The 20,434-nt window shown below is 58.6% G+C and carries 20 protein-coding genes and 1 tRNA gene; 14 read left to right on the top strand and 7 right to left on the bottom strand.

Going from position 1 to position 20,434, the window contains the following annotated elements:
* Window positions 1-103: 103 nt before the first annotated feature.
* From FS804_RS07775 to FS804_RS07765, 3 genes are all read left to right on the top strand, one after another.
* Window positions 104-2,293, top strand: a complete 2,190-nt coding sequence (locus FS804_RS07775; protein ID WP_144575996.1) for a TonB-dependent siderophore receptor — start codon at window positions 104-106, stop codon at window positions 2,291-2,293.
* A gap of 109 nt (window positions 2,294-2,402) precedes the next feature.
* Window positions 2,403-3,284, top strand: a complete 882-nt coding sequence (locus FS804_RS07770; RefSeq protein ID WP_063949589.1) for an AraC family transcriptional regulator — start codon at window positions 2,403-2,405, stop codon at window positions 3,282-3,284.
* A 125-nt stretch (window positions 3,285-3,409) separates the two neighbouring features.
* Complete coding sequence (locus FS804_RS07765) at window positions 3,410-3,802, top strand: PRC-barrel domain-containing protein (RefSeq protein ID WP_186376698.1); 393 nt, start codon at window positions 3,410-3,412, stop codon at window positions 3,800-3,802.
* Window positions 3,803-3,885: 83 nt separating this feature from the next.
* Here FS804_RS07765 and FS804_RS07760 read toward each other — a convergent pair whose 3' ends face one another.
* From FS804_RS07760 to FS804_RS07755, 3 genes are all read right to left on the bottom strand, one after another.
* Entirely contained in the window at window positions 3,886-4,128 is a 243-nt protein-coding gene (locus FS804_RS07760; protein WP_144575992.1) for a DUF982 domain-containing protein, read from the bottom strand.
* Window positions 4,129-4,247: 119 nt separating this feature from the next.
* Window positions 4,248-4,400, bottom strand: a complete 153-nt coding sequence (locus FS804_RS24920) for a hypothetical protein (RefSeq protein ID WP_186376747.1) — start codon at window positions 4,398-4,400, stop codon at window positions 4,248-4,250.
* 39 nt (window positions 4,401-4,439) lie between these two features.
* Window positions 4,440-4,598: a YqaE/Pmp3 family membrane protein gene (locus FS804_RS07755; protein ID WP_077224834.1), complete on the bottom strand. Its 159-nt coding sequence runs from the start codon at window positions 4,596-4,598 to the stop codon at window positions 4,440-4,442.
* A gap of 266 nt (window positions 4,599-4,864) precedes the next feature.
* Between FS804_RS07755 and FS804_RS07750 the strand changes: the two genes are divergently transcribed.
* Window positions 4,865-5,131 (top strand): hypothetical protein, encoded by a 267-nt coding sequence (locus FS804_RS07750; protein ID WP_144575990.1) that lies wholly within the window; start codon window positions 4,865-4,867, stop codon window positions 5,129-5,131.
* Window positions 5,132-5,251: 120 nt separating this feature from the next.
* Here the strand turns inward: FS804_RS07750 and FS804_RS07745 are convergent.
* Window positions 5,252-5,327 (bottom strand) — tRNA-Thr (locus tag FS804_RS07745).
* 136 nt (window positions 5,328-5,463) lie between these two features.
* On the bottom strand, window positions 5,464-6,426 hold the full coding sequence (locus FS804_RS07740) for a nitronate monooxygenase family protein (protein WP_144575989.1): 963 nt from the start codon (window positions 6,424-6,426) through the stop codon (window positions 5,464-5,466).
* Between the two features lie 253 nt (window positions 6,427-6,679).
* On the opposite strand from FS804_RS07740, the gene FS804_RS07735 reads away from it, so the two are divergent.
* Window positions 6,680-7,840 carry a hypothetical protein gene (locus tag FS804_RS07735; RefSeq protein WP_144575987.1) on the top strand — a complete coding sequence of 387 codons (1,161 nt, stop codon included), beginning with the start codon at window positions 6,680-6,682 and terminating at the stop codon, window positions 7,838-7,840.
* A gap of 45 nt (window positions 7,841-7,885) precedes the next feature.
* Here the strand turns inward: FS804_RS07735 and ppk2 are convergent, their stop codons facing one another.
* Window positions 7,886-8,767 (bottom strand): polyphosphate kinase 2, encoded by an 882-nt coding sequence (gene ppk2, locus FS804_RS07730; protein WP_063949629.1) that lies wholly within the window; start codon window positions 8,765-8,767, stop codon window positions 7,886-7,888.
* 227 nt (window positions 8,768-8,994) lie between these two features.
* Between ppk2 and phoR the strand changes: the two genes are divergently transcribed.
* The 7 genes from phoR to phoB all read left to right on the top strand — a co-directional run bounded on the left by phoR (window position 8,995) and on the right by phoB (window position 16,923).
* Window positions 8,995-10,263, top strand: coding sequence for a phosphate regulon sensor histidine kinase PhoR (gene phoR / locus FS804_RS07725; RefSeq protein WP_144575985.1), 1,269 nt, complete (start codon window positions 8,995-8,997; stop codon window positions 10,261-10,263).
* Window positions 10,264-10,457: 194 nt separating this feature from the next.
* Entirely contained in the window at window positions 10,458-11,492 is a 1,035-nt protein-coding gene (locus FS804_RS07720) for a substrate-binding domain-containing protein (RefSeq protein ID WP_144575983.1), read from the top strand.
* Window positions 11,493-11,753: 261 nt separating this feature from the next.
* Window positions 11,754-13,238: a phosphate ABC transporter permease subunit PstC gene (pstC, locus tag FS804_RS07715; RefSeq protein ID WP_144575981.1), complete on the top strand. Its 1,485-nt coding sequence runs from the start codon at window positions 11,754-11,756 to the stop codon at window positions 13,236-13,238.
* Window positions 13,235-14,557, top strand: coding sequence for a phosphate ABC transporter permease PstA (gene pstA / locus FS804_RS07710; RefSeq protein ID WP_144575979.1), 1,323 nt, complete (start codon window positions 13,235-13,237; stop codon window positions 14,555-14,557). Before pstC ends, pstA begins: the two co-directional genes overlap by 4 nt.
* 14 nt (window positions 14,558-14,571) lie before the next feature.
* Window positions 14,572-15,387 carry a phosphate ABC transporter ATP-binding protein PstB gene (pstB, locus tag FS804_RS07705; RefSeq protein ID WP_063949634.1) on the top strand — a complete coding sequence of 272 codons (816 nt, stop codon included), beginning with the start codon at window positions 14,572-14,574 and terminating at the stop codon, window positions 15,385-15,387.
* Window positions 15,388-15,512: 125 nt separating this feature from the next.
* Entirely contained in the window at window positions 15,513-16,208 is a 696-nt protein-coding gene (gene phoU, locus FS804_RS07700; RefSeq protein ID WP_063949818.1) for a phosphate signaling complex protein PhoU, read from the top strand.
* Window positions 16,209-16,239: 31 nt separating this feature from the next.
* Window positions 16,240-16,923, top strand: coding sequence for a phosphate regulon transcriptional regulator PhoB (gene phoB / locus FS804_RS07695; RefSeq protein ID WP_063949635.1), 684 nt, complete (start codon window positions 16,240-16,242; stop codon window positions 16,921-16,923).
* 178 nt (window positions 16,924-17,101) lie between these two features.
* Here the strand turns inward: phoB and FS804_RS07690 are convergent, their stop codons facing one another.
* Window positions 17,102-17,635 (bottom strand): GcrA family cell cycle regulator, encoded by a 534-nt coding sequence (locus FS804_RS07690; RefSeq protein ID WP_063949636.1) that lies wholly within the window; start codon window positions 17,633-17,635, stop codon window positions 17,102-17,104.
* Window positions 17,636-18,066: 431 nt separating this feature from the next.
* On the opposite strand from FS804_RS07690, the gene FS804_RS07685 reads away from it, so the two are divergent.
* A complete protein-coding gene (locus tag FS804_RS07685) occupies window positions 18,067-19,266 on the top strand; it encodes an aspartate aminotransferase family protein (protein ID WP_144575977.1) in 1,200 nt (399 codons plus the stop codon).
* A 57-nt stretch (window positions 19,267-19,323) separates the two neighbouring features.
* Window positions 19,324-20,241, top strand: coding sequence for an ornithine carbamoyltransferase (gene argF, locus FS804_RS07680; RefSeq protein ID WP_144575975.1), 918 nt, complete (start codon window positions 19,324-19,326; stop codon window positions 20,239-20,241).
* Window positions 20,242-20,434: the final 193 nt, after the last annotated feature.

Genomic DNA, 20,434 nt, shown 5'->3' with positions numbered 1-20,434 from the left:
CGACAAGCGCGTTGCCTTAATCTTGATGTAAGCACTCATCTTAATTGAGGTGTTGCGGCTGGTCGAATATGGTCACCGGCCGCTATCTGTTTCGGGGCGTATCTTGAAAAATCTGCATGAGATGTTTTTGAACCGTCTGGCGCTGGGAACGGCTGTTTTTGTTTTGCTTGGGCCGGCGATGGGCCAAGCGCAGGAAACGACCGTATTGCAGCAAATTACCGTTGACGGGCAGGGCGTGGAGAACGCCACGGGCCCGGTCCGGGGTTATGTCGCAAAGAAGAGCGCGACGGGATCGAAAACTGAAACGGAAACAAAAGACATCCCCCAGTCCGTATCGGTTGTCGGCCGCCAGGAAATGGATGACCGCGGTGCCGTAACAAAGATCGATGAGGTGCTGCGCTATACGCCCGGCGTGACCACCGAACCCTTTGGCTCCGACCCGGACACGGACTGGTTCTACATCCGCGGGTTTCAGGCGACGCAGACGGGCGTGTTTCTCGATGGGTTAAACCTGTTCAGCTACGGTTTCGGTGGTTTCCAGATGGACGCTTATGGTCTGGAGCGTGTCGAAATCCTGAAAGGTCCGGCATCGGTGCTTTATGGCGGCGCCAATCCGGGCGGCATCGTGCAGATGGTTCGCAAGCGCCCGCAGGACCAGCCGATTCGTGAAACCGAGATCGGCATCAACAATTTCGGCAACGCCTTCTTCGGTTTCGATCTCGGCGACAAGGTCGATGAGCAGGGCGTTTGGAAATATAGAGTCACGGGCAAAGTCGCCGGCGGCGACAATTATACCGATTATTCCGAGGATCTGCGCGGTTTCATCATGCCCCAGATCACCCTCGAACCGGATGCGCAGACCAGCGCGACACTGTACGGCTATTTCTCCGCGCTTGATCAGGTCCATGTCGGCAACGGCTTCCTGCCCTATGTCGGTACGGTCGTGGACGCGCCTTTCGGCAAGCTCGACCGCAAGGCATTCTATGGAGAGCCGGATATTGACAATGGCCGGGTCTACCAGTCGATGGTCGGCTACGAGGTCAGCCACGAATTCGACAATGGCTGGAAGGTCAGCCAGAACGCGCGCTACGGCCATCTCTACAAGCACGAGAAAGGTCCGTATACCGGCGGCTGGGCCAACGCGGATGCCAGCGGCCAGCCAATCCTCGACCCCGTGACCAACGACTACATGCTGACCCGTTTCGGTTATGACGGCGTGTCGAAGGTTGATAGCTTCGGCGTCGACAACCGCGTCGAAGGCCAGTTCGATACCGGTGCTGTCAACCATTCGCTGCTCTTTGGCCTGGATTACAAATATTACCGCCTGGATCAGGTGCAGGCTTGCTGCGGATCGAACACCATCGGCGCTCTCAGGCCCTCTTACGGCTCGACGCAGGGAACGAATTTCGTCTATGCCGACAACATCGTGACCCAGCAGCAGGTCGGCATCTATGCGCAGGATCAGCTGCGTTTTGGCAACGGCTGGCTGCTGACCTTGAACGGCCGCTACGACTATGTGGACACGGAGCTCGACAACAGACTGCCGGCAGGCCTCTCGCGTCGCTCCAATGACGACGCGCTGAGTGGCCGCGCCGGTCTGGCTTACGAATTCGACAATGGCCTGACGCCCTATGTTTCGGTCGCCACCTTCTTCAATCCGCTGATCGATACACTCGCAGATGGCAGCTCTGCGGTTCCGGAGGAGGGACATCAGTTCGAGGCGGGCATCAAATACGAGCCGACCTTCTTCGACGGCAGCATCACGGCCTCCGTGTTCAAGCTGGTCAAAGACAACGCCATCGTCTCCTACACGTCCGGCGGCATCACGACGAGCGGCCAGTTCGGACAGGTGGAATCGACCGGCTTCGAGCTGGAAGCGAAAGCCAATCTCACCGAGAACTGGAAGGCGCTCGCCTCCTATTCATACACCGATCTCGACATCACCCGCGACGCCAACCCTGATCTCATCGGCAAATCGCCGTGGATCGTGCCGGCCCACGCCGCATCGATATGGCTCGATTACGCCTTTACCGATGATACGTTCGAAGGCCTCAGCATCGGCGGAGGTCTGCGTTACCAGGGCAAATCCTGGGCAGATGCAGCCAATACGCTGCGGGTGCCGGATGCCGCCGTCTTCGATGCGGCAATCCGTTACGAAAAGAACGACTGGACCGCATCCGTCAACGTCGCCAATGTCTTCGACAAGGAATATGTGAAAAGCTGCGCCGGCGTTTCGGTCTGCGGTTGGGGCGATAGCCGCACCATCACCTTCAAGCTCTCCAAGAAGTGGTGAGACGGAGACGGTTGCCCGCCATTGCGTGATTTGCGGTTTGCCACTATAAACATGAAGTTAATAATCATGTTTATAGTGGCGCCGTGGCGCTTTGCTGGATTGAGAAGCCATGGCCTTCCGTGTGCGGATGGAAAACGAGATCGAGGGTTTCGCCGTTATCGGCGGCCCACGCTCGCGTGTCTGGAACGGCATCGTCGCCGACCTCTGGGATGTGCGTTGCGCCCCGAAGGCAGGCGGCCATTACGTTGGCAAGGACCCACGGTTTGTTTTCCTCCTCGATATGGACGGGAAGGATGACGGCCGGTTCATGATGAACCGGCATCGTCGTGACATGCATGTGGCGTCCAGGGCAAATCGCATATCTTTCGTCCCCGCCGATCTGGATGTTGAGGCCGAACTCAGCAATGTCTCCTTTGTGCGTCATCTCGATTTGCATTTCGACGCGGGACTGCTAGGCGCGCGCCTGGTGCAGGGGTTCGATCCGCACGGGCTGCTGGACCCACATCTGATGTTCGAGGACGAGAAGCTTCTGGCGCTCGCCCGGTTGATTGCCGCGGAATGTGACAATCCTGATCCCCTTCACGATCTCTATGGGGAAAGTCTCGTGCTTGCGCTGCTCACGGATTACCTGAAGGTCAGGCGGGAGCCGGTGAGGAAACGCAGCAAGCTTGCCGCCTGGCAATTGCGCGCCGCGACAGATTATATTCGCGAGAATTGCTTGCGGTCGATCCGGTTGGAGGAGCTGGCGCAGCTCACCAATCTTTCGCAATCCCATTTCAGCCATGCGTTCAAGGCCTCTACCGGCGTTCCACCGCATCAGTGGCAGATGCAGGCGCGCATGGATCGCGTGAAGGAACTGATGGCGAGACCCGACATGCCGCTCACCGATATCGCCATTGCAGCCGGCTTTTCCGACCAGGCGCATTTTTCGCGGGTCTTTCGCAAGATGGTCGGCGTTTCACCGTCGGTCTGGCAGAAGCTGCGCCACTAGCCGAATTTCGTAACCGATGCCCTTCGAATCCCAGCCGGCGCCCGTGACTTCCACCGGGAACGATTTTGGCGTGGAGGCATTTACATGACGTGACACCAACGAAGAAATTCATGGAGGAAACTATCATGTTGCATCAGGAACCCCGTGCCGGTCAGGACCCCTACGTCAAGGACACGCCGAGCCTCATCGCCAGCGACAAGGTAGAGGGCACCCGCGTCTACGGCGCTGACGGCAAACACATCGGTTCGATCCAGCGGATCATCCTCGAAAAACGTGGTGGCCGTGTTGCCTACGCCGTGCTGAGCTTCGGCGGCTTCCTTGGGATTGGCGACGACTATTACCCGCTGCCGTGGGAAAAGCTCCACTATGACGAGGAATTGGACGGCTATCGGATCGACCTCACCAAGGAGCAGATCGAAAACGCGCCCCACTTCAGCAATCTTGATGATGATGACCTGCTTTATGCCAAGGATCGCAAGGTCTATGACTATTACGGCGTTGCGCCCTACTGGATGTAAGGTCGCCGTAAACCGCTTCCGCCCAGCAGGTCGTTGGAAGACGACAAGAGAACGGCTCCCTTTGGGAGCCGTTTCTTAATGCATCAATGAGGGGTTTTCTGCATCTCCGAAACCGCATCAGTGAAACATTTGCGGGCTTCTTCCGGCGATTTTCGTCCATCGACGGCGGCGCGGCAGGCGCTTCTTGCCCTTACGAAACTCAATCCGCCAGTCTTTGGCCAGCCTTCGGTTAAGAGCCTCAATGCTTCGAAGGGGCCATCGATCATGCTCTTGCCGTTGGCATCAAGATTGACCTCGACGGGTTCTGTCCATCTCTCGTTCTTCATCGTGCACCTCCCAGAGCAACGCGATCCCGAAATACACGCGACAGCAGAGTAACCAATGACTGAAGTCGCGTGTTACCTGAACTCAGGATATGCGCAAGCGATCGAATTGACAACGGGGATCAGCGGAAGCCAAAGAACGACAGAATGGCGAGGACGATGACGACGAGGCCGACGATGTAGATGATCTGGTTCATGATTGTCTCCTTGGCTGGTTCATCACCATAACGTGAGGACGCCGGCGAGGTTCCAGCGGCAAACAAGAATTTAATCACGTACTAAAATATTGTGGGCGTTCGATCCTTACTGCGCGCTTATCGGCGCAGGATCACCCAGATTGCGTGGATGATTCCCGGCACATAACCACAAAGCGTCAGCAGAATGTTCAGCCAGAAATGCAGGCCTAGACCGACCTGAAGGAAGACGCCGACAGGCGGCAAGAGAATAGCGATGAGGATACGGATAACGTCCACGATAATTGTTCCAGTTGACCAAACTGAATAATCAACGTCGACGGCGTGCGGTTTGTTTCAATGCTATACACAAGGAAAGCCGATAACCGGAAGAAAGTTATCTCTCATGACCCCCTCGAAGGGGTATGGTACTCCCGCTTTATCAGCGGGACGCCACGACGATTGCGGGAGCCTTCGTTCAGTGCCGGTTCAGGCGCCCATCATCACTTTGTCCGAGGAACTGGGGACGTAGACAAACGTTGAACCGGGTCATTGGAGACTGGATCATGAAGCTTTTAACCGCAGCAATCTGCCTTCTATCCGTTGGCATCCTGAGTGGGTGCGTTGAGGATGGCGGCTATCGCACGGGTGGATACTACTCGTCAGGCGTCTATTATCGATCTTACGATCGCGACAGATATTACCGGGATTACGATCGGCGAAACTGGCGACACCATAGGGAGTGGCGGCATCGCGACCACTGGCGCGGCGATTATCGTCACGGCCCGGGCTATCGATCAGGCACCCAGGTTTATGGCGTGATCGTCCGTTGAAGACCAGCGTCTACATGGTCGGCCGGTAAATCCGGCCATGTATCTGGTTCAACTCTGCCAATAGCCCATGGCTCGTTGACCGGGCGCCAATACCTGAACACAAGATAGAAAATAAGGAAATGGTGCCGCTTACGTGACTCGAACACGTGACCCCGTCATTACGAATGACGTGCTCTACCAACTGAGCTAAAGCGGCACGATTGTGACCCGCATGTCGCGGATCAGCTTCATGGCGGGCTGATACAGGCAATGCCGACGGATTTCAAGCCTTGAATGTGGTGGTTTTAAAATTTCCGCAAAAAGCTTTGCCTGTGCGTCGATTGAGTTCAACATCAAGCGCTGGCGCAGAGCCGCTTTTTCGCCGTTTCATATTCTATTGCGAGACGGTCAACGAGATCGGCGACTGGTTCAACGGCCTTGACGGCGCCGATGCCCTGTCCAGCACCCCATATATCCTTCCAAGCCTTGGCGCCGCCGGTTGCGGTTTCAAAATCCATTTTCGAGGGATCGGCCTCGGGAAGATTGTCTGGATCCATGCCGGCGGCGATGACGGAGCTTTTCAAATAATTCCCGTGTATGCCCGTGAAATAGTTGGAATAAACGATGTCCTTGGCCTGCGCTTCGACGATCGCTTTCTTGTAGGCGTCAGAAGCACGGGCTTCCTCCGTGGCGATGAAGGGGGAGCCGATATAGGCCATGTCAGCGCCCATGGCCTGTGCCGCCAGAATGGAGCCGCCATTGGCGATCGCCCCTGCCAGCAGAAGCGGGCCGTCGAACCACTCCCGGATTTCCTGAACGAGCGCGAAGGGCGAAAGCGTGCCCGCATGACCGCCGGCGCCGGTCGCAACTGCGATCAACCCGTCCGCGCCCTTGCGTATGGCCGAGCGGGCATGACGATCATTGATCACGTCATGCAGCACGATGCCACCATAGGAATGCACGGCGGCGTTAACCTCCGGCACGGCGCCCAGGGACGAGATAACCACTGGCACTTTGTATTTCACGCACAATCCAAGATCATGTTCCAGCCGACGATTGGACATGTGCACGATCTGGTTGACCGCAAAGGGCGCTGCCGGGCGTTCGGGATTGGCGCGATTATGCGCGTCCAGCTCCTCGGTGATCATCGCCAGCCATTCGTCAAGCTGGCTTTCGGGCCGAGCGTTGAGTGCCGGGAAAGCGCCGATGACGCCAGCCTTGCACTGCGCCAGCGTCAATTGCGGATGTGAAATGATGAATAGCGGTGATGCTATGACCGGAAGACGCAGATTGTCTCTCAGCACGGACGGTAGCATGTCTCCTCCCACGATTTACGTTTACGCGCACGTAAGCCAATACCGCGTTCGGGCGGGGATTGAAAGCAAAAACAGTGCGGCATTTGCTGCGGCGATCTGCGTTCGTCGCGCCACAATGAACCGATTTTCCTCAAGACAATCCGGTCTTTATCATAAACGATGCTTGCGGAGGGGGCTCATAGCCGTTACCGAATCGTGAACCCATGGCGCAGCGCCGCATGTTTTGCACAGCGTAATAGAACAAGGATCGGTCGTGAGCGGACTGGAAACGGCAATCAGAAATGCTCTGGAAAAATCGGACAGATCGAACGCCGAAGTTCGTGCACGGATTTACCAATCATCGCGTCAGGCGCTGGAAGCAGGTTTGCGCAAGCAGGGCATTGACGATCCACAGGTTGTCGCGCAGCAACGTCAGCGGCTCGAAGGACTGATCCACCAGATCGAGAATGAAGAGCGAAACCGTCTCCTCGACAGGGTGGAGCAACAATTGCGCCCGCCAGCGGAAACCCTGACGCCGGAGAGCCTGAGGCAGGACGATCATTCGGTCGATCCGGTGTCGGAGACCGCCTCCCACGATCATATGGCGGTTGAGCCTGAGTTGCGCGGGGAAACCCGCGATGTTCGCCCGGGCACTGCGACCGTTGCTTCTGCGCCCATCAAAACAGGACGGCGTGGTGACAAGGCGGCAAAACGCGGCTCAAGTGCTGCCGATTCATCGCTGGCTTTTCGCCCGGAAGGCGCTGTCGGCCGGCGCAAGCGGCGCGGTTTGTTTGCCCGTCTCTTCATCTACGTCACGATTTTGGCCTTCATCGGGTTTGGTGCGTGGTGGGTTTATTCTTCAGGGCTTCTGCTGTCGCCTGAACAGCGCGATACGAGCGTGCCCAATCCACCCGCCCAGGTGGAGGCGGAGGATTTTAACGGCACGGAGCCCGCGCCGAGCCTGTCCGCCGGTCGTGGTTTTTCCGATGACTGGGTCGAGGTCTTTAATGCCGAACGTGGAAGTTCCGGCGTTTCCGCCGGTCCGCGCGCAACCGTTGAAAATATCGCCACACCGGCTGGTAAAGCGCTCCGCGTGACCTCGAAAAGCGTGGCGCAGGACGGCGCTGTCAGTATAGAAGTTCCTGTCGAAGTCATGCGGGATATGGCCGGCAAATCCTCGACCATCTCGCTCACGCTGCAATCCTCCAGCGACCGACAGACCCAGGTTTCCGTTTCCTGTGATTTCTCGACGTTGGGCGATTGCTCGCGCCACCGATTCACGGCCACTGCCGAGCGGGCGGATATGCTGCTCAATGCGACGTTCGAGCGGTCAATCGCTCCCAATGCACCGGGAAAAGTCTTCATCAACAGCGACATTGACGGCAGCGGACGCCCGGTCAATCTCTATTCGGTCCGTATCTTGCCGGGCCAATAAAAGACTGGCGCCCGGACGTCGCGCCGCCTCTCGGTCTCGCTGGACTTATTTGAGAAAATCGGGACCGGACCCCAATATTTTGTCGTCGATCTCGCCGATGGCATTCTTATCCTTGCCGTCATAATCCAGCGACAGGAGAATGTGGCGAATGAGGTTCACCCGCGCGCGGCGTTTATCGTTGGCGCGCACGACGGTCCACGGGGCGGCGTCGGTGTGGGTCCTGTCCAGCATCTCATCGCGCTTTTCCGTGTAATCGTCCCACTTCGTCAGCGCGGCAATGTCCATATCCGAGAGCTTCCAGCACTTCAGCGGGCTGTGACGGCGATCGTGAAAGCGCTCGATCTGCGTTTCGCGGCCGATATCGAGCCAGAACTTGAAAAGATGGATGTCGTCGTGAACCAGCATCTTTTCCAGACGCGGTGTTTCCTTCAGGAACCGCTTATGTTCCTCCGGGGTGCAGAAGCCCATGACAGGCTCTACGCCGGCGCGGTTGTACCAGGAGCGATCAAAAAGAACGAATTCGCCGGCTGTCGGAAAGTGTGAGATGTAGCGCTGGAAATACCATTGGCCCCGTTCGGTCTCCGTTGGCTTCGTCAGCGCCACGACGCGCGCATAGCGCGGGTTCAAATAAGCGTGGGTCGCGAATATTGCGCCTCCCTTGCCCGCCGCGTCACGGCCCTCGAACACCGCCATGACTTTTTTGCCGGTCGCCTGCAGCCAGAATTGCACTTTGACAAGTTCTATCTGCAGCGCTTCGAGCGTGGCGTCGTAGTCTTCCCTCTTCATTTTCTTGTCGTAGGGAAAGTTGCCGGCAGAGAGTTTCTTTTCCTCCACCCAGTCTGGAAGTACCGGATCATCGATGTCGAAGCTGCGCAGCTTGCCGCCAATAGTCATCTCGACTGTCCGCTTCTTCGTCTCTTCGACCATGCTTTTCCTCCTGATGTTGTTGTGTAAAAGCAACTCGGCGCCAATGAGTTCACATCCCCCGGCGGATTTCAAGTTAAAGACGATCAGCGGGTTGGTGCGTCAGCCGGCCGGCGATTGCAGCGCGAATTTCGCGCATATACGATGTGTAAGGTTCAAAACGATGAATCTCTGTCATAAAGCTGGCCTAAGAGGATTCGATGCGCGGATGAGAGTGAAAGCAGGCTGATATGGCAGTCATGGAGGGGGATGGCAGATTGAGGCGTTTGGGGAGGCAGTTTGCCGCAAACCGGCTACCGCTTTTTATCGTCTCCATGCTTGCCATTGTTGCGATCGCAGAGCTCAGTTCGCCCTATTTGCCGGCAGCACTTTGGCTTTGCGCCACCATCGCGATCCTTTCCGCTGGCGAGAAACGGCCCCTGGACGATGACGACGAGGAAGCGCCGATCATAGTCGACGAGCCGGCCGTGCCCGGCGAAAACGTCATCTCGGGCCTGCGGGCCGGTCTTGCCGTTCTCGATACTCCCATCTTCATTCTCGACGGAAACGCCGGCGTGATGTTCCAGAACGTGGCCGCCGAACGCGCTTTCGGGCAATTGCCTGCTGGTGCACATATTTCCGCCCGCCTGCGCTCGCCGGGTTTGCTCGACGTCATTCGCGAAACGATCGCCACCGGTCAGCCCAATCAGGTCGAACATTCAGAACGCTTCCCGTCTGAGAGGGTCTTTATCGTCCGCATCAGCCGTGCGGATGTGGGCGAGGGGGCTGGTCCGCCCTTCTACATCCTGTCCTTCCGCGACGTCTCCGAACTTCGCCGCATTGACCGGATGCGCAGTGACTTCGTTGCGAATGCCAGCCACGAATTGCGCACCCCGCTTGCGTCTCTGCGCGGCTTCATTGAAACCATGCAGGGCCCCGCGCGCAATGATCCGAAAGCGCAGGAACGATTCCTCGCCATCATGCTCGATCAGGCAACCCGCATGAGCCGTCTGGTAGACGACCTCATGTCTCTTTCGCGCCTCGAATTGCGGGCAAATATCGCACCGGATCAGAGGGTCGATCTTGTCCCCGTCATCGGTCATGTGCGTGATACGCTGCTGCCGCTCGCAAGCGAGCTCAATGTAACGATTGCGCTCCATTTGCCCGACCACCCGGCCGAGGTGCAGGGGGATCGCGACGAATTGGTGCAGGTCTTCCAGAACCTGGTTGAGAATGCCTGCAAATATGGTCAGGAAGGCAAGCTTGTGGATGTCTGGCTGCGGGCCGAGCCGGGCAGTCCCGTGGAGGTCAGCGTCATCGACAAGGGGCCCGGCATTCCGGCAGAACATGTGCCGCGCCTCACCGAACGCTTTTATCGCGTCAGTGTGGCCGATAGTCGTTCCAAAAAAGGGACCGGTCTCGGGCTCGCCATCGTCAAGCACATCCTCACGCGCCATCGGGCCCGGCTTATCATTAAATCGGAACTGGGGATTGGCACGGAGTTCACCGTCCGATTTTGACATAGAGGACGGCGATTTTTCAAATATACGAAAATAGATATTCGCAATCAATTACTTAGGCTGTCACAATTCTTTCGTCAAAGTGACATAAAAGGATGTGGCTACGGTGGTTATGAAGAGGTCGCCGAGCGCAAGCTAAGAGCGAGTGTCGCTATCGGCTGCGTCCACAACAAAGCCCACGACGGGAGAGACAAATGAACTTCGTTAAATTTTCCGCAGCAGCTCTGGTGGCTTCTGTCGCCTTCGCTGGCGCCGCCGCTGCTCGCGACCAGATCCAGGTTGCCGGTTCCTCCACGGTTCTTCCCTACGCCAAGATCGTTGCCGAGACCTTTGCTGAAACCTTCCCGAACTTCAAGGCTCCGGTCGTTGAGTCCGGCGGCACCGGCGGCGGCCTGAAGGCGTTCTGCTCGGGCGTCGGTGAAGGCACCATCGACATTGCCAACGCGTCGCGCAAGATCAAGGCAGACGAACTGGCTGCCTGCAAGGCTGCTGGCGTCACCGACGTCCAGGAAGTGAAGATCGGTTACGACGGCATCGTTTTTGCGATGGACTCGTCCAACAAGGACATCAAGCTCGAGCCGAAGGACCTTTACCTCGCTCTCGCCGCTGAAGTCGTCAAGGACGGCAAGCTCGTTGCCAACCCCTACAAGAAATGGTCTGAAATCAACAAGGAACTGCCCGACGTCGCGATCGCCGCCTACATCCCGGGCTCCAAGCACGGCACGCGCGAAGTCTTCGAAGAGAAGATCATGGCCGACGGCTGCAAGGAAGCCGGCGCCACCGACGTTATCAAGACGCTCATCACCGATGCCAAGCAGGCTGCTGCCAAGTGCGTTGCAGTCCGTAAGGACGGCGCCGCTGTCGACATCGACGGCGATTACACTGAAACGCTTGCCCGTATCGATGCCAACAAGACCGGCCTCGGCGTGTTTGGTCTCGCTTTCTACGAAAACAACGCCGACCGCCTGAAGGTCGCGACTGTTTCGGGCGTCGTGCCGTCCACTGAAACGGTTGCCAGCGGCAAGTACCCGGTTTCCCGTCCGCTGTTCTTCTACGTGAAGAAGGCTCACCTGGGCGTGATCCCGGGCTTGAAGGAATATGTTGAGTTCTTCACGTCCGACGACATGATCGGTCCTGACTCTCCGCTTGCCAACTACGGTCTCGTTGCTGCTCCCGACGCAGAGCGCGAAGAAATCCGCTCGGCCTTCGCAGCCGGCACCACGATGTAATAAAAAAGGGGCACGGTTCTGCCGTGCCCCTTTTGCTCCCGCTGCCGCCGCGCCTGGCCGCGGTTGACAGTTCCTAGTCATCACCATCCACATGATTGTCGATGGACTGCAGATGGATAGGATGTATCAACCTTGACGCTTGCCAGACGATGATACAGTCAGACGGCAAGCATCCTGGGGTGGTCCAGCGGTCTCGTTTTGATGACTTTTTGATTTGCCCGCTATCGCACCGTGCTTCTGAGGCACGCCGAGGGAACTCTAATGAACACATCGATCCTTTTGCTGATACTGGCGCTCATCGGCATCGGCAGCTATCTGCTGGGCAGCCGCAGAGCCGCTGTCCTGTCTGGAGGCCGCCCCTCCAACATGCATTCACGGGCCGGCTACCACGGTTCCTATGCCGTTATCTGGACGGTTCTGCCGGCGGCGCTCATTCTCTGCGCCTGGCTCATCGTCAGCCCGCTTGTCGTGACCTCGGCAGTCCGTGGCAATTTCCCGGAAGACGTTCGTGCCCAGTCCGAAGCGCAGCAGAGCCTGACCTATGGCATGGTGACCTCGATCGCCCGTGGCCTACAACGCCTGACGCCCGAGGAAATGGCGCAGATTGACGCCGACGTGGCCGCCGCCCGCCCGCTTCTGGCGTCCAAGGGCGTGGCGATCGCCGGTGACCCGCAGCGGTTCATGATCGATGCCGCCCAGACACTGAATACCATGACCTCCACAAGCCGCGTCGCGATGATCGCCGTTGTGCTGCTGGCTGCGGTCGGTGGTGCGATCTATGCGCTGCGGGCGATTGCTCCGCGCTTTCGGGCGCGCAATCAGGTCGAGAAGGTCATTCTTGCGGCGCTCATCGTAGCCTCCTCCATCGCTATCCTCACGACCATCGGCATTGTCCTGTCGATGCTCACGGAGGCGATCCAGTTCTTCACCATGGTTCCGGCGCACCAGTTCTTCTTCGGGACCGTATGGGATCCACGTTTTGCCGCTGCGGGCGCCACGGACTCATCAGGGCAGTTCGGCCTGATCCCGTTGCTCGCTGGCACGCTCTACATCGGCTTCGTCGCCATGCTCGTTGCGGTTCCCGTGGGTCTGTTTTCGGCAATCTACATGTCGGAATATGCCTCGCCTCGCCTCCGCTCGGTTGCCAAGCCGTTGCTGGAGGTGCTCGCCGGCATTCCCACCATCGTCTACGGCTTCTTCGCACTCACGACGGTTGGCCCGTTCCTCAGAGACATTTCCACGCAGATCAATGGTCTGGCGACTGGCAATTACGCCAACTTCATTCAGGCCCAGAGCGTCATCACCGCCGGCTTTGTCATGGGCATCATGCTTATTCCGTACGTGTCGTCGCTGTCGGATGATATCATCACCGCCGTTCCACGTTCGCTGCGCGACGGTTCGCTCGGCCTTGGCGCCACGCGCTCCGAGACCATCAAGAGGGTCATCGTTCCCGCCGCTCTTCCAGGCATCGTCGGGGCCGTGCTGATGACGGCATCGCGCGCCATCGGCGAGACCATGATCGTGGTTCTTGCTGCCGGCGTGGCAGCCCGTCTTCAGCTCAACCCCTTCGAGCCGATGACCACCGTCACCGTCAAGATTGTCAGCCAGCTCACCGGCGACCTCGAATTCACCTCGCCGCAGACGCTGGTCGCTTTCGCGCTCGGCATCACGCTTTTTGCCATCACGCTTTGCCTGAATATCTACGCGCTTTACATCGTGCGCAAATACCGGGAGCAATATGAATGACCGACATCGTTTCTCCCGCAACAGGCGCCCCCGCAGTCACCAGAGCCACGCGTCGCGATATCGGCATCAAGCGCCGTTATGCCGCCGAACGCCGTTTCCGCGCCTACGGCATGGCTGCGATTTCCTTCGGCCTCATCTTTCTCTTCCTGCTGCTTTTCTCGGTGATCTCCAAGGGTTACACCGCGTTCCAGCAGACGATGATTACCGTTCCGGTTGAGTTTTCGGAAAAGATCATCGACCCGAAGAATGAGCGTGCCACCAATTCTGCGAAGCTGATGACGGCCAATTATCCCATCATCGCTCGCGATGCGGTCGCCAAGGTTCTCGGCGTCGCGCCGACGGACAAGGCCGGCCTTCGCGCCGTCAACCTCCTGATCTCCGACAGCGTGCGCACGCAGTTGCGCGACATCGTCGTCGCCGATCCCGCCGTCATCGGCACCACGCGCACCGTCACGCTTCTGGCGTCGGGCGATGTCGACAGCGCCTTCAAGGGCCAGGTCGATATGAGTGCCGATGAAGCTAACAGGCGTATCTCCAACCAGCAGCTCGGGTGGATGAACCAGCTCGCCGAAAGCGGCCAGCTTGCCAAACACTTCAACACCGGCATTTTCGTCAACGGCAATTCGAGCCGTCCGGAAGCAGCTGGTGTCGGCGTGGCGCTGATCGGTTCCTTCTACATGATGATGATCGTGCTGGTGCTGTCGCTGCCGATCGGCGTCGCGGCCTCGATCTATCTCGAAGAGTTCGCCCCGAAGAACCGTCTGACCGACCTCATCGAGGTAAACATCAACAATCTCGCGGCTGTGCCCTCCATTGTTTACGGTCTGCTTGGTCTCTCCGTCTTCATCAACTTCATGGGCTTTCCGCGCTCGGCTTCGCTAGTCGGCGGGCTTGTGCTCACGCTGATGACGCTGCCGACCATTATCATCGCGACCCGCGCCGCCCTGAAAGCCGTGCCGCCCTCGATCCGTGCAGCGGCGCTCGGTCTCGGTGCCTCCAAGATGCAGACGATCTTCCACCACGTGCTGCCGCTTGCCATGCCCGGCATCCTGACCGGCACGATCATCGGCCTGGCGCATGCGCTGGGCGAAACGGCGCCGCTGCTCCTCATCGGCATGGTGGCATTCGTCGCGAACTATCCGACAACGCCGATGGATCCGTCCACGGCCCTGCCGGTGCAGATTTACATGTGGGCGAATGAGGCAGAGCGCGCCTTTGTCGAACGGACATCCGGCGCTATCATCATCCTGCTTTTGTTCCTCATCGTCATGAATGTGGGCGCAATCCTGTTGCGTCGCCGCTTCGAACGGCGCTGGTAAAGGGAGATTGAGCAATGAACATGTTGTCGGAAGCAGCAGTTGAAAAGGCGCTGGACAAGAAAATGAATGAAGTCTCATACAAGATGATCGGTAAGGACGTATCGGTTTATTACGGCGAAAAGCGCGCGCTTTACGATGTGAACCTCAACGTCCGGGAAAACACCGTGACCGCGCTGATCGGCCCCTCGGGCTGCGGCAAATCCACGTTCCTGCGCACCCTGAACCGTATGAACGACACGATCGACGGCTGCCGCGTCACCGGCAAGATCACGCTTGATACCGACGATATCTACGACCAGGCGATCGATGTGGTGGAACTGCGCGCCCGCGTCGGTATGGTGTTCCAGAAGCCGAACCCCTTCCCGAAGTCGATCTACGAAAACATTTCCTACGGCCCGCGGATCCACGGGCTCGCCCGCAACAAGGCGGATATGGACCAGATCGTTGAGCAGAGCCTCCAGCGAGCCGGTCTCTGGAACGAGGTGAAGGACCGTTTGCATGAGTCCGGCACGGGCCTTTCCGGCGGTCAGCAGCAGCGCCTTTGCATCGCCCGTGCGATCGCCGTCAGCCCGGAAGTGATCCTGATGGACGAGCCCTGCTCGGCGCTGGACCCGATTGCCACCGCGAAGGTCGAGGAACTGATCCACGAGCTGCGGACAAACTACACCATCGTCATCGTCACGCACTCCATGCAGCAGGCGGCGCGTGTTTCCCAGCGCACGGCCATGTTCCACCTTGGTCATCTTGTTGAGGAAAACGAAACCGACAAGATGTTCACCAATCCGGATGATCAGCGCACGCAGGATTACATCATGGGCCGCTTCGGCTGATACAGGCCGGCGCTTCAAAGAAACCGAACAAGACTGGTGCCGCTGCCGTGTCCCGCTCCGGGCACGGCCTGCAGGCCAAGCCGGAGGACTAGACCGTGAACCAGACAACGACCCATTCGCATATCATGTCCGCCTATGATGAGGAGTTGAAATTCCTCACACGCCGTATTTCGGAAATGGGTGGCCTTGCCGAACAGATGTGTGCCGACGCCGTGCGGGCGCTCGTGAACTCGGATGCCGCGCTGGCGCAGAAAGTCATTTCTGACGACACCATCCTCGATCACGCCGAGCGTGAGATCGGCGACAAGGCAATCGTCACCATCGCCAAGCGCCAGCCGATGGCGGCAGACCTTCGTGAAATCATCGGCACGCTGCGTATTGCAGCCGATCTCGAGCGTGTGGGCGATCTTGGCAAGAACACGGCCAAGCGCGTGATTGCGGTTGCCGGCACCGGCGTGCCGCGCAAGCTTGCCCGTGGTCTCGAACACCTGTCGGAACTGGCGCTGGTGCAGCTCAAGGAAGTCCTCGACGTCTATTCGACCCGCTCCGCCGAGAAGGCCAATGCCATCCGCGAGCGCGATGAGGAAATCGATGCCATGTACACCTCGCTCTTCCGCGAGCTTCTGACCTACATGATGGAAGACCCGCGCAATATAACGACCTGCACGCATCTTCTGTTCTGCGCCAAGAACATCGAGCGCATCGGCGACCATGCCACCAATATCGCCGAGACAATCTATTACATGACCACCGGCAGCCAGCCGGAGGGCGAGCGTCCGAAGGACGACAGTTCCAACACGCTCGGTTCGGTGACCGAGTAAGAGACAGGCAAAGCCTTGCGGAGTTCAGCATATGGTGCCCAAGATTGCAGTTGTGGAAGATGAGGAAGCGCTCAGCGTCCTTCTTCGTTACAATCTCGAGGCTGAGGGATACGATGTCGACACGATACCCCGTGGTGACGAGGCGGAAATCAGGCTTCAGGAACGTACCCCCGATCTTCTCATTCTAGACTGGATGCTGCCTGGTGTGTCCGGTATCGAGCTTTGCCGTCGGCTCAGAATGCGGCCGGAAACGGAACGCCTGCCCATCATCATGCTGACGGCTCGCGGCGAGGAAAGCGAACGTGTTCGTGGCCTCGCAACGGGTGCGGACGATTATGTCGTCAAGCCGTTCTCCACGCCGGAACTCATGGCCCGCGTCAAGGCCATGCTCCGCCGGGCCCGCCCCGAGGTTCTGTCTTCGGTGCTGAAATGCGGGGATATCGAACTGGATCGCGAGACGCATCGCGTTCACCGCAAAAGCCGTGAAGTGCGTCTCGGTCCGACGGAGTTTCGCCTTCTGGAATTCCTGATGACCTCTCCGGGCAGGGTGTTCTCCCGTTCGCAATTGCTCGATGGTGTCTGGGGCCATGATATCTACGTCGATGAGCGTACCGTCGACGTGCATGTCGGACGCCTGCGTAAGGCGCTTAATTTTTCGCACATGCAGGATGTCATCCGCACGGTGCGCGGCGCCGGCTATTCCATGGAAGCCTGAGCGGACGCCATCCGACTGGCGCGTTCCATCAAGGTAATTTTCCGCGAAAACAAAAGGCCCGAAACCGGATTGGTGTCGGGCCTTTTGTTGTGGTTGATCCCGATCCGCTCTGGTTTTGGCACAAAAAAACGGGCCCGAAGGCCCGTAGTTTTTGAGTGTCGAATGCGTGCCGCAACACTCAAGCCTTACGGCGCTCGCTTACCGGCTGATAGGCGAGTTTCGCATGGAACTTGCAATAGGGCGAAGATTCCAGCGCTTCACAGCCGCAGAAATGGAAATCGTCTTTCAAGGGGTCGCCGACCGGCCATTTGCAGGTGCGCTCGGTCAGTTCCGTCAGCGTCAGACGACGGGAGATTGGCGTGACGACGTTTCTGGAAGGAACGTAATCGAGAACTTCCGCGGTCTCGATGCCGACCTCTTCCTGAAGGGCGGTCGCGGCGTTGGAACGCGTCAGGATCCGTGCCGGTGCAGCGTTGACGCGGCCAGCAAAATTCGCCGCGCGAGGGGCAGGGGCAGCAGTCCGCTTGGGCGCTGTGCGCGCCGAAGTGACAGGACCGCCAGCCTTGACGCGACCCGGCAGGTTGAGACGGTGGACCTTGCCAATGACGGCGTTGCGGCTGACGCCGCCCAGCTGCGCTGCTATCTGGCTGGCGCTAAGTCCCTCGGACCACAATTTCTTGAGCTTTTCGACCCGTTCGTCTGTCCAGTTCATGCCGCTTCTCCGCTTTTCGCGTGTATTTTTGGCAGAATCCCTCTCCGTCTCGCGGGTGTGCCGCGAGTGTGGTTTCTGCCTGATTTTTGGTGACTAGTTCCGCCGCATTGCAGTCTAGTAATTAGCGATTAACCTAGTGCCACGCAGACTCCGTGGCAAGAGTCGCGGGAATCATCTCGAATCGATTTTGCGGTTTTCCCCAACTTGCTGGCGAGTTGAGTCAGAAAGGCAACACCTTGGGTCTGGCGCCCAGCCACCTACTAGGGCTTGAGAACCCTAGGGAATACGGACTTTTGTTGACATCGGCAAGCGAAGTGACAATAGTGCCCCTGCCGCCGCGAGGCGGCATTTTTGATTTTCAGGCAAGGGATAACCCTAAGAGCCTATTGACAACCGTCTTACAGCGCATTTGCGCAAGGAGTGATACAGCCATGGCCGAAGCCGCCGCGCCATTGTTCGATACATTTGCAAGAGCCCCCCTGCGTTTTGAGCGAGGCGAGGGCGTCTGGCTGTACACGGAAAGCGGCGAGCGATATCTCGATTTTGCGGCTGGCGTGGCTGTGAATTCGCTGGGCCATGCCCATCCGCACCTTGTGGAGGCGATCAAGACGCAGGCCGAAAAGGTCTGGCACGTCTCCAACCTCTATGAAGTGCCGGGCCAGGAAAAGCTTGCCAAGCGTCTGACGGAAGCAACCTTCGCCGACAAGGTTTTCTTCACCAATTCCGGCGCGGAAGCGCTGGAATGCGCGATCAAGACCGCACGCCGTTACCATTATTCCAAGGGCCATCCTGAGAAGTTTCGCATCATCACCTTTGAAGGCGCCTTCCATGGCCGGACGCTGGCGACCATTGCCGCTGGTGGCCAGCAGAAATATCTCGAAGGTTTCGGCCCCAAGGTTGAAGGTTTCGATCAGGTTCCCTTCGGTGACGTCGATGCGCTGAAGGCCGCCATCACGGCCGAAACAGCAGCGCTGCTGATCGAGCCGATTCAGGGCGAGGGCGGCATCCGCGCGCCGGCGAAGGAATTCCTGCAACTGCTGCGCTCGCTCTGTGACGAGCATGGCATGCTGCTGATCTTCGATGAGGTTCAGACCGGCGTCGGACGTACGGGTAAGCTTTTCGCCTATGAGCACACCGGCGTCGCGCCCGATATCATGGCGGTTGCCAAGGGTATCGGCGGCGGGTTCCCGCTTGGCGCCTGCCTCGCAACGGCCGAAGCTGCTTCCGGCATGACGGCGGGTGTGCACGGCACGACCTATGGCGGCAATCCGCTGGCGATGGCCGTCGGCAATGCGGTCCTTGATGTTGTTCTTGCTGACGGCTTTCTGGACAATGTTCGTGATGTCGCGCTTGTGTTCCGCCAGGGGCTTGCCTCATTGAAGGATCGTTACCCCGACGTGATCGAGGAAATTCGCGGCGAGGGCCTGCTTCTCGGCATCAAGGCGAGGATCCCCTCGGGTGAATTGCTCCAGGCCATGCGTGCGGAACATCTGCTTGGTGTACCGGCGGGTGACAATGTCATCCGTCTCCTGCCGCCGCTCGTCACCACGGCGGAAGAGGCCCGTGAGGGTCTGGCGCGCGTGGAAGCGGCCGCCGCATCCCTGACCGCAAAACAGGCGAAAATCGCCTGAGAAAACACTAAAGGGCGGGCCTCTTTGCCGGGGTTCGCGAGCATGGGACAGTTTGAAATGGCTTCACCTAAACATTTTCTCGACCTGTCGGCCGTCGGCTCGCAGGACCTGCGGGCGATTCTCGATGATGCCCGGGCACGCAAGGCGGCGACCAAGGCCGGCACAGCGGAAAAGCCGCTTGCCGGTAAGATGCTGGCGATGATCTTCGAAAAGCCGTCCACCCGCACCCGCGTCTCTTTCGATGTCGGCATGCGCCAGCTTGGCGGCGAAACGCTTTTCCTTTCTGGCACGGAGATGCAGCTCGGGCGGGCCGAAACGATCGGCGATACGGCCAAGGTCCTGTCGCGTTATGTCGACGCCATCATGATCCGTACAACGGATCATTCGCGTCTGCTTGAGCTTGCCGAACACGCAACCGTGCCTGTCATCAACGCCCTGACTGATGACACGCACCCCTGCCAGATCATGGCTGACATCATGACCTTCGAGGAACATCGTGGGCCGATAAAAGGCAAGACCGTTGCCTGGACGGGCGACGGCAACAATGTCCTGCATTCCTTCGTCGAAGGTTCGGCTCGGTTCGGGTATCGCATGACGATGGCGGTTCCCATGGGTTCCGAACCGCATGATAAGTTCCTGAACTGGGCCCGCAACAACGGCGGCGAGATCGCACTGTATCATGATGCGGAAAAGGCCGTCGCTGGCGCCGATTGCGTGGTGACCGACACCTGGGTTTCCATGAACCAGGAACACAAGGCGCGCGGCCACAACATCTTCCAGCCCTATCAGGTCAACGAAGCGCTGATGGCCAAGGCTGAAAAGGACGCCCTGTTCATGCATTGCCTTCCGGCCCATCGCGGTGAAGAGGTGACGGATGCGGTGATCGACGGCCCGCAATCGGTCGTCTTCGACGAGGCGGAAAACCGCCTCCACGCGCAGAAATCAATCATCGCCTGGTGCATGGGCGTCATCTGAAGATACCACCCGTTTGCTGAACGTCGGACGGGTGCTTGAAACTCTCGGCAGCGATTACCATCTGTTGGACTTCGAAGAGGCTCGTCGGTTTTCTGGCGGGCCTTCATCACGATTTGCACGTTTTTCCCCGGGAGCGGTTTCTCTTCGCGGGTCTCTGTGCGACAAGCAAAAAAGCACATTTTGAAAGCCGGAC

The organism is Agrobacterium sp. DE0009, assembly GCF_007680755.1.
Taxonomy (GTDB): Bacteria; Pseudomonadota; Alphaproteobacteria; order Rhizobiales; family Rhizobiaceae; genus Agrobacterium; species Agrobacterium tumefaciens_B.
The sequence above is the reverse complement of the archived record's forward strand: the minus strand, read 5'-3'. Positions and strand labels throughout refer to the sequence as shown.